The 7,834-nt window shown below is 29.1% G+C and carries 7 protein-coding genes; 1 reads left to right on the forward strand and 6 read right to left on the reverse strand.

What is annotated here, in order from left to right:
- The first annotated feature begins 1 nt into the window (after nucleotide 1).
- Nucleotides 2–1,342 carry an adenosylmethionine--8-amino-7-oxononanoate transaminase gene (gene bioA, locus EK368_RS03700; RefSeq protein WP_129596536.1) on the forward strand — a complete coding sequence of 447 codons (1,341 nt, stop codon included), beginning with the start codon at nucleotides 2–4 and terminating at the stop codon, nucleotides 1,340–1,342.
- Between the two features lie 71 nt (nucleotides 1,343–1,413).
- Here the strand turns inward: bioA and EK368_RS03705 are convergent, their stop codons facing one another.
- The 6 genes from EK368_RS03705 to EK368_RS03730 all read right to left on the reverse strand — a co-directional run bounded on the left by EK368_RS03705 (nucleotide 1,414) and on the right by EK368_RS03730 (nucleotide 7,487).
- Entirely contained in the window at nucleotides 1,414–1,851 is a 438-nt protein-coding gene (locus EK368_RS03705) for a hypothetical protein (RefSeq protein ID WP_129596538.1), read from the reverse strand.
- Between the two features lie 12 nt (nucleotides 1,852–1,863).
- A complete protein-coding gene (locus EK368_RS03710; protein WP_129596540.1) occupies nucleotides 1,864–2,904 on the reverse strand; it encodes a nucleoid-associated protein in 1,041 nt (346 codons plus the stop codon).
- A gap of 110 nt (nucleotides 2,905–3,014) precedes the next feature.
- Nucleotides 3,015–4,508, reverse strand: coding sequence for a sodium/pantothenate symporter (gene panF / locus EK368_RS03715; RefSeq protein ID WP_129596542.1), 1,494 nt, complete (start codon nucleotides 4,506–4,508; stop codon nucleotides 3,015–3,017).
- A 19-nt stretch (nucleotides 4,509–4,527) separates the two neighbouring features.
- Nucleotides 4,528–4,821, reverse strand: coding sequence for a YhdT family protein (locus EK368_RS03720; protein WP_129596544.1), 294 nt, complete (start codon nucleotides 4,819–4,821; stop codon nucleotides 4,528–4,530).
- Between the two features lie 331 nt (nucleotides 4,822–5,152).
- Entirely contained in the window at nucleotides 5,153–6,475 is a 1,323-nt protein-coding gene (locus EK368_RS03725; protein WP_129596546.1) for a CCA tRNA nucleotidyltransferase, read from the reverse strand.
- Entirely contained in the window at nucleotides 6,465–7,487 is a 1,023-nt protein-coding gene (locus tag EK368_RS03730; RefSeq protein WP_129596547.1) for a DNA polymerase beta superfamily protein, read from the reverse strand. The genes EK368_RS03725 and EK368_RS03730 overlap by 11 nt, the downstream gene beginning before the upstream one ends.
- Between the last annotated feature and the right edge of the window lie 347 nt (nucleotides 7,488–7,834).

The following is a 7,834-nucleotide window of genomic DNA, read 5'->3' on the forward strand; positions in this document are numbered from 1 at the left end:
TATGAATTTAATACAATCAGATTTAAAATATATTTGGCATCCATGCTCTCAAATGAAAGATTACGAAGAACTTGCCCCTATTATAATAGACCATGCAAAAGGATTATATATTTATGATACACAAAACAAGCCATATGCTGATGTGGTAAGCTCTTGGTGGTGCAATCTTTTAGGCCATTGTAATGAAAGAATTAGCGATGCTATAAAACAGCAGCTTGATAAATTAGAACATGTCATCTTTGCAAATTTTAGTCATACACCTGCTATTAACCTATGCGAAAGACTATCAAAAAAAATTCCGAAAGGGCTTACTAAATTCTTCTTTACAGATAATGGTTCTTCAGCAATAGAAGCAGCCATGAAGATGAGTTTTCAATATCACTATCAAACAGGCAACCCTCAAAAAAAGAAATTCATGGCATTGTCTGATGCTTATCATGGTGAAACTCTCGGTGCACTATCTGTAGGTGGTGTAGATTTGTATTCTGAAATTTATAAGCCCTTGTTACTTGATATTGTGCGTATAGAAGGTCCTGATTGTTATCGGTGCAAATACGGAAACTTTCGTGATTATTGCAATGCAGAATGCTTTGAAAATGCAGAAAAAGCTTTTGAAAAATATGGCTATGAAACAAGTGCATTTCTAGTTGAACCCCTTGTGCAAGCAGCAGCAGGAATGAAGATTTATCCTCCTGCATATCTCAAAAAATTAAGAAACTGTTGTAATACATATAATGTACACTTGATTGCAGATGAAATTGCAGTAGGCTATGGTAGAACTGGAAAGATGTTTGCCTGTGAACATGCTCAAATTTCTCCTGATATTATGTGTCTATCAAAAGGGCTAACAGGTGGCTATATGCCTATGGCTCTTGCAGTTACTACAGACACTATTTTTAATGCCTTTTATGCTGATTATAATGATGGAAAAGCCTTTATGCACAGTCATACTTATTGTGGAAATCCTCTTGCTTGTTCAGCTGCTTTAGAGGTTTTGAATATTCTTGATGAAGAAGATATTTTAGAAAAAGCAAAGCTTAATGGAGAGTATTTCCATACTCTAATTCAAGAAACTTTTTCTAATCATCCATATATAGGCGATATAAGAAATATTGGTTTAATTAATGCGATTGAACTTGTACAAGATCCATCAAACAAAAAATCTTTTGAGAGTAAAAAACGAATAGGATATGAGGTCTATAAAGAAGCTCTTAAAATGGGAGTTCTTTTGCGTCCCCTTGGAGATGTTATTTATTTTAATCCTCCTCTTATTATAGAAAAAAAAGATATGGATCTTGTAACCCAAGTTTGTAGAAGTGCTATCAAAAACATATTAGAATAAATCTACCAAAACTAAAAAGGAACACATGATATCACTATATCTTGTGTCCTTTTTTAAACTTATAAAAATTTTTATTCTTTTTCTGATTCAATAATCTCTGTATAGATAAATCGATCAATAATGATTTCTTCTATCCCAGGATTATTTTTTTTGATCGCTCCATACACAAATTCAAATAAATCCTCTGATAAATTTTTATAATCATGGTGAATATTTATAATTACATGAATGATAGGTTCACAGATATTTTCAAAAAACTTTTCTTTTGTTGATTCATCTCTTAATTCTTCATTTATATAACTTTTCCATAAAGGTTGCTCCATCATCATCTTTTTATTATTTTCTGGAGATATGTAATGGATATAGACTTCACAAATTCCCTCTTCTTTTTTTATATTGCTAAAAATCCAAGATTGTGAAGTGTCTGTAATAAAGTGAGCATTCATATGAATAATCATTTTATTTAAAACTGTTATATTTTGTTTTTTGATATCTAAAAATTTCAACATTTTCTCTCCTCCTTATCTTTCTTGAAAACTTCTTACATTTTTGATAATAATACTTACAGTACCATCACCATTCCTTCTGATTTCAAATTTCATTTTATCTTCTATATCTTCATATTCTCCTTTGATTTCTATTCCTGTATCTGTTTTGATACTTCTTTTTTTCATCTTTTTTTCTACCCATTTTTTATCAATATCAAAATTTTCTACTGGAAGACCTTCTTGATCTAGATGCTGAATAAAATTTTCCTGCATTTGTTGATCATTTCCAAATATGCTTTGAGTAAATTTTTCTACATCTATTTCTGCACAATTTTTCAAAGAATTTATAGCTTCTTCTCTTACTTCTTGAGCTTTATCTATATCTTCCTTTAAATTTCTTCTTGTCCATTTTTCAGTAGCCTTTTTAAATAATTTTGTTTTGTCTCTATTATCTACTAGTATACTGCAATTTAAGAAATTTTGAACAAAAAATTGTGCAATCTCTCCATCTTCCTCATTTCCATAATTTTGTTTATCTAAAACAATCAAATCATATTCATCTTCTTCATCAATTTCTTTTATAAAAGCACATTTTTGAAGTCTCTGACTCATTCCAGGCAAACTAATGGTTTGAGGTATAATAGAAACTTTAAGCTTATCTTCTACAAATTCTACTTGATGAATAAAAGACTTTTTATAGTCAAGCTTTAAAATTCCTACATAATTTTTTTCAAAAGATTCATATAAACAAATCACCAAATCCGAAGAAGAAATATTATTATTGCTTTTCATGGCTTTAAATAAATGAGCTGCTATTTCTTTTGAACATTCTATAAAATCTTGTTCTTCTGTAAAAATTTTAATACATGCATCTTTTACAGCTGTTACTCCTCCACGAAATTTTCCTTTTCTATTTTCCTCATCTTGTAAAGATTTAATAATATGCTTTTCTAAAAATTCATGTACATCCTCTTGTATGTCTTGCTCAAAATCCGTAAAAATAGGTTCATCACTATTTCTATCTAGTACATGAACAATTGCTTTTTTTATCATAACTGCATCCGTATTTCTCATATATTTCTCTCCTCTAAAACAGCTTTAAAACTATGTTTATTATACTATAGTTATTCATAGAAGAAAAGAATTCCTCTATTTTTAAAAAAATAGAGGAAAAAATAATTTTCTTAAACTCCCCAAAACAGTTTAATTACTTCTTTAGATGGTTTTTCTGTACATAAACTCACTATAATAAAAGCAATCAAAGACAATGCTAAAGGAAGTACAATGGTATGCATACCTAATGGTCTTTCCCATATTTTACTAAATAAAATATAACTTCCTACTCCTGTAATAATAGATGCAAATGCTCCTTTTGTATTGGCACCTTTCCAATAAAGCCCTAATATGATAGGCCATAAAAAAGTAGATATAAGACCTGCATTAGCATAAAGATTGAGCCATACCATAATAGGTGGTGGGTTGAATGCAGTAACAAACACTAAAATTCCTACTACTATAGTACTTACAAAGCTCATCTTTGCCATTCTTTTGCTATCTTTTTTTGCCTTAGGATTTATATAATTAGAATAAACATCATTTACAATGGCTCCTACTACAATTAAAAGTTGAGAATCTACTGTAGACATAACAGCAGCTAATGGTCCTGCCAAAATAATCCCTGCAATCCATGCTGGAAATAGCTTTGTAGTAATAGTTGGAACAACCAAATCCCCCGAATCAATTCCTGGTACTACTGCAATTCCAAATGCTCCAATCAAATGCATTCCCAGTATTAATATGATAGAAACAATAGTCCCATAGATGATTCCTTTTTTTAAACTTTTAGTATCTTTATAACTCATAGCACGCATTCCAACACTAGGAAGTCCTACAACTGCAAACCCTACTAAAATCCAAAAAGATGTAACCCATGCCTTTGTTGCAAAACCTTCTTTTATACTATATGGAGTAATTAGCCCTGGATTAATTTGATACATTTTTTGAACAACAGAAGAAATTCCTCCTCCTGCATGAATCGTAGCTACAAATAAAGCTATCGTTCCTATTGTCATAATAATCCCTTGTAATGTATCTGTTAAAGCTACTGCACGAAATCCTCCAATAGTCGTATACATTAAAACTGTTATGGCAAAGAAAATGAGTGCACTTTGATATGAAATTCCAACAGATCCTTCAATAAGTCTTGCTGCTCCAATCCATTGAGCACCCATAGCTGCAATAAAAAAAGCAACAATAGATAAAGAACAAATCATAACCAAAGCATCACTTTTATAACGAGCTCTAATAAAGTCCGTAATAGTCACTGCATTTATTTTCCTAGCTACAATTGCAAATTTTTTACCTAAAACAGCTAAAGTAAAATATCCAGTTGGCATCTGACTCATAGCAAGAAATACCCATGCCATTCCAAATGTATACGCAGCTCCTGGTCCTCCAATAAAGCTTCCTGCACTTAAGTAAGTAGTTACTAAAGTCATAGCTAGAACAAAGCCTCCTAAATCTCTCCCTCCTGCCAAATATTCAGATAAAAAACCGTTTTCTTCTCCTTCGGATTGACTTGCTTTAGAAACAAATTTCATACTATAAAAACCTATTACAAAAACTCCTATAAAATATAGTATCAAAGGAATCAATACATTAAAATTAACATGATTCATCTAACTTATCTCCTCTTTGTTATATTTCATCTTCATCCATTTTATCTAAATGCATATCCTTAAAAAACTTTGTTACCATAACAATCGTAAGACCTGAAAAAAGAATAGCTCCTACTATACAGCTCATAAAAAACCACATAGGAAGTCCAAATACATAAGTATACTTTTCAGGAGAAGTAGATCCTAATCCATATCCCCATGCGTACCACCAAATTAAATTTAAAATTCCAAGACCGATTCCCATTAATGCTTCTTTATTACATTGCTTGTAACGTGGATCTTCTACAAAATCTTCTTTTTTAAATTCTTCCATTTTCTGTCCTCCTTCCATTAAAAAAACCTTTTTATGACCAAAGGCATAAAAAGGTTTTCATCAAAATATGACTTCATACACAAGATTCAAAAATGCATAATCTCATGCAAAAAATTCAAAAATACTTTGATACAAATTTCCCCTTCGCCGTTTCAGTCCCTGTCTTATAGATCAGAGCAGAATTTGCTATAGGTCTATGCAATTAAATGGATAAAATGAGTGGGTTTGACTGTCTCCATGTCAACCGAGTTTATATTACCATATTTTTTTTTGAAATACAATATTCATTTTACTTTTTTTATATGATTTTACATATATTTTAATGAACATATTATTTAAATAATGATTTTACCTCGTCTAACAAATATTCTTTTTTATTCAATTTGGGATTATCTAATACTTTCTCTAATAATTTATTTAATATTATTCCTATATCCTTGCCTTGTGGAACACCTAAATTTATTAGATCTCTTCCTGTAATATCTAAATCTTTTATATTTAATGGTTGTTTTTCAGATAATACCTTTTCACATTCAAATTTCAATCTATAAATTTCTTCAAAATCATAAGGCGGTTTGGTACTTACCCTATCTGCAATAAACAATTTAAATATATCTTCCAATTTATCTATTCCCACTTTGTTTATAAATTTTTTAACTGAAGATGATCTTAATTTTTCATATCTTGTCATATGATAATAAACCAATTCAGAAACATATTCTATCTCTTTGTTTGAATATCTTAAATCTATCATAATTTTTCTGCATATTCTTGAAGATTCTTTATGATGAGAATAAAAATGCCCTATTCCATTTTCATCTATAGTAAATACATTTGGTTTTCCTATATCATGAAACAAAGCAGCTAGTCTTAACTCTAACTTTGGTTGTATATTATCTATAACTGATAATATATGTTTAAAAACATCTTTATTATGATTAGGATTATGTTGATCAAAATCATAACATTTAGAAATATTAGGTATTATTTGTTCTAATAATCCAAAATGTTTCATTTTTATTAACCATACACTAGGTTTTTCACTCACTATTATTTTGTTCAATTCTTCTCTTAAGCGTTCTTTACTTAAATTAGAAATATTGTTATCTATAAGAATAGCATTGTATATTTCATCACTTATAGTAAAATTATATCGACTTGCAAATCTAAAAGCTCTAAGAATTCTAAGTTTATCTTCTTTAAACCGCTGGGCTGCATCTCCAACACATTTTATTTCCTTACGATGTAAATCTTCTTCTCCCCCAAAATAATCAATGACATTACCTTTAATATCCATTACCATAGAATTTATGGTAAAGTCTCTTCTTGATAAATCTTCTTTTAATATATTAGAAAATTTAACAACTTTAGGTCTTCTCCCATCATAATCACATTCCAGTCTATATGTAGTTACTTCATATCCTTCATTGTCAATCATTACAGTAATGGTTCCATAGTCTTTTCCAGTAGGTATTGTTTTATGAAATATTTTTTCTACTTGTTCAGGAATGGCATTGGTACATAAATCATAATCTTTTGGAGCTAAGCCTAATAACATGTCTCGAACACATCCACCAACTAAAAAACATTCATGTCCATTCTCTATGAATTTTTTCATTATTATTTTTACATTACTTGGAATTTTATTTTTCATTGCAAATCACCTTCTTATTTACTTCCATTACAAATTCTTCTACCTTTTTCATATCTGGAGATTTTTTCAATGTCGTATTTTTCTCAGCATATTTTAATTTTTTATCTAAATCATTTACCATTTCAAAAAATTCTTGTCTATAACTCCCATCTTCTTTCATATATGCTCCACCTCTTATAGATAGCAGTAATTCTCTATCATTTTCTCTATAAGTGTGAATGCCATTTCCTTCTAATATTTCAATTGCCATTAAATACAATCTAATTAAATGTTGTGCATGTTTATTTAAATGTAAATCATCCTTTTTTCTATTCCTATGATTCAATTTTCCATATTCTTTTACTATATTATTTATTTCTGAATAAATACCATTAAAATCTCTCAATGGATAATGTTTTGTGTTTATATCCATAAAAATTTCATTTTCATAATCTTCTTTATCAGATTTATCAATATATAATTTAATTCCATATTCTGCTGCATAAATTCTTTCAAAGTGAGAAATTTGATTGTTTATGCTATTTAATATATGTTGCTCTTTTTCAGCTTGTGGATAATGATCTCTTGCTAATGCATTTTGTAGTCTTCTTAATTGTTGGTTTGCATATCCTCCAAAACTATCTATCGCTCTTTGTGAAATAAATAAATCTATATGATCTTTTAATAATTTTCCTATATCCGTTAAAACCAAGTAATGATCTTCTTTACAGCCAAACATCTCAACAATATTAGGATTGGTATTTAATAAAAGATTTACTACTTTATTAAATGAATAAATGGTTGTGTCTGTTTCCCTATTTTGAAATTGTTCAAAATTACTCAGTCCTATCAATTCTTGCGGCTTATTTAATGCTACACCCCTAATATCTAAATCACTACCTTCCACATTTGTTCCATATGCATATGATCCACCTAAAGTTAATAATATAATATTATTCCCTAAATGTTCATTGTCTCTTAAAAAATTATATGTATTGCTTTTAATTTTCTCTTTTATTTGTTGAATGTTCATATGTACCCTCCTTATCAAGAACTTGTAGATTTAGATTGTTTCTACTTCACTTCTTTTAATGTTTAGTTTACATTCCCTTAATTTTATTGTCTAGTTTATTGTAGTCTATCTATCCATCTTATCTTAAATACTAAATGACATCTTTTTGATCTTTGCAATATAAGGAAGCTTACTTAATTTTAATATACTTATTCCTTTGCAAATGAGCTTTTATAGATATTTTATACTTCCGCGTTCTCAAAAAACAAAAATCACCTTCCTACATAGACATATATTAATATATGTCGGTTCTATAATAAATGTTGGGGTGAATAACTCCAACATTTAATTTTTTGCAAAAAAATAAA

This window comes from Anaerophilus nitritigenes, from assembly GCF_004138215.1.
Classification (GTDB): Bacteria; Bacillota; Clostridia; order Peptostreptococcales; family Thermotaleaceae; genus Anaerophilus; species Anaerophilus nitritogenes.

Excerpts from the sequence above, each read along its gene's own strand:
- bioA (WP_129596536.1), top strand. The coding sequence starts at position 2 with ATGAATTTAATACAATCAGATTTAAAATATATTTGGCATCCATGCTCT.
- EK368_RS03705 (WP_129596538.1), bottom strand. The coding sequence starts at position 1,851 with ATGTTGAAATTTTTAGATATCAAAAAACAAAATATAACAGTTTTAAAT.
- EK368_RS03710 (WP_129596540.1), bottom strand. The coding sequence starts at position 2,904 with ATGAGAAATACGGATGCAGTTATGATAAAAAAAGCAATTGTTCATGTA.
- panF (WP_129596542.1), bottom strand. The coding sequence starts at position 4,508 with ATGAATCATGTTAATTTTAATGTATTGATTCCTTTGATACTATATTTT.
- EK368_RS03720 (WP_129596544.1), bottom strand. The coding sequence starts at position 4,821 with ATGGAAGAATTTAAAAAAGAAGATTTTGTAGAAGATCCACGTTACAAG.
- EK368_RS03725 (WP_129596546.1), bottom strand. The coding sequence starts at position 6,475 with ATGAAAAATAAAATTCCAAGTAATGTAAAAATAATAATGAAAAAATTC.
- EK368_RS03730 (WP_129596547.1), bottom strand. The coding sequence starts at position 7,487 with ATGAACATTCAACAAATAAAAGAGAAAATTAAAAGCAATACATATAAT.